The organism is Longimicrobium sp., assembly GCF_048594345.1.
Classification (GTDB): domain Bacteria; phylum Gemmatimonadota; class Gemmatimonadetes; order Longimicrobiales; family Longimicrobiaceae; genus Longimicrobium.
This window is the reverse complement of the sequence record NZ_JBMDXM010000078.1, coordinates 1-1,441: the sequence shown is the minus strand read 5'-3', so window position 1 is coordinate 1,441 and position 1,441 is coordinate 1. Positions and strand designations below refer to the sequence as shown.

Sequence of the window (1,441 nt, the reverse complement as noted above, 5' to 3'; positions counted from 1 at the left end):
CAGCGGCGTGGCGAGTTCGTGGTGCTGGTGGAAGGCGCGGGCGACGACGATGACGGTGCGCGGCTGGCCGAAGGACGCCGCGTCTACGCGCTGCTCGCCGCGCACCTGCCCCCGTCCACGGCGGCAAGGCTGGCGGCCGAGATTACCGGCGCGCCGCGCAAGGCGCTGTATGGCGGGTAGGGAGACGCGGCACGCGCACACCGCCGCCGCAGATGGACGCCGCGGCAGTTCAGCCGCGCCCCGACCCGCGTGCGACAATGGCCGCGGCGGAGTCGGCCGGGCAGTCGCGTCATCCCTTGCGGATGCCGAGGAAAGTCCGGGCTCCACAGGGCACGGTGCCAGGTAACCCCTGGGCGGCGCGAGCCGACGGAAAGTGCAACAGAAAGATACCGCCGAACGCTCCGGCAACTCCGCAAGGAGCGGCAGGAGGCGTGGCAAGGGTGAAATGGTGCGGTAAGAGCGCACCGCGAGCCTGGCAACAGGCCGGTACGGCAAACCCCACCGGGAGCAAGACCAAATAGGGAGACGATGCCGTGGCCCGCGGTGTCTCCGGGTAGGTCGCTCGAGCGTATCGGTGACGATGCGCCTAGAGGAATGACTGTCCACGACAGAACCCGGCTTACAGGCCGGCTCCGCCACCTTCTAAAAACGCGGCTGATCTCCCCTGCAGTGCAGGGGAGGTCGGCATGTGTTGCGGATCTATGTGCCGGCATGGGGAGGAGTGAGGAGGCAACGCGCCGCGATCCTGCGAGCGTCCGCCCCCACCCCAACCCTCCCCCGCATGGCGGGGGAGGGAGCAGACATCTGCCCCCACACCAACCCTCTCCGCATGGCTGGGGGAGCAGGCGTCTGCGCCCCCACCCCAGCCCTCCCCCGCGTGGCGGGGGAGGGAGCAGACATCTGCCCCCACACCAACCCTCCCCCGCATGGCGGGGGAGGGAGCAGGCATCTGCCCCCACACCATCCCTCTCCGCATGGCGGGGGGCAGGCCTCTGCGCCCCACCCCAGCTCTCCCCCGCATAGCGGAGGAGGGAGCAGGGCGGCCCCCGCGATCGTTTCCCCACGGCGCCGCATGCTTCAGTCATCTCCGCGTCGCGGGAATGGAATCGCGCGCCGTGCGCCCAGATCACCTCCCCCGCATGCGGGGGAGGTCGCGCGCGCAGCGCGCGGGTGGGGGCGCGGCTTTCGTCGCCGGGGGCGCCCGCACGCGACATTTCTGCGCGTCAACCCGTCGCACTTGGCCACTCGGCCTGCATCTGCTGCATTGCAACATGATGATTCCGTAAAGGCCGCGTGACGCTGCCGTTCAGGTCCAAAAGTGACGCATTCTCAAAATTTGAGACGAAACAGATGGTTGTGGATAAAGCTTGAACAAGTCTCTGAAGAGTGCCGCAAGTCATTGACCGGACAGGTGAAAAGCGCCGTACAAAGCTGTTGACAA

General features: G+C 68.1%; 1 protein-coding gene, 1 other RNA gene and 1 pseudogene. 2 read left to right on the top strand and 1 reads right to left on the bottom strand.

The window, feature by feature from the left end:
* Together ACOJUJ_RS08620 and rnpB are read left to right on the top strand one after the other, a co-directional pair.
* Nucleotides 1-180, top strand: a pseudogene (locus ACOJUJ_RS08620) (hypothetical protein); the annotation flags it as partial.
* Nucleotides 181-268: 88 nt separating this feature from the next.
* An RNA gene (gene rnpB / locus ACOJUJ_RS08615) (RNase P RNA component class A) lies at nucleotides 269-638 on the top strand.
* A gap of 585 nt (nucleotides 639-1,223) precedes the next feature.
* Here the strand turns inward: rnpB and ACOJUJ_RS08610 are convergent.
* On the bottom strand, nucleotides 1,224-1,441 hold a 218-nt coding region (locus tag ACOJUJ_RS08610), incomplete at its 5' end, for a hypothetical protein (RefSeq protein WP_420126455.1).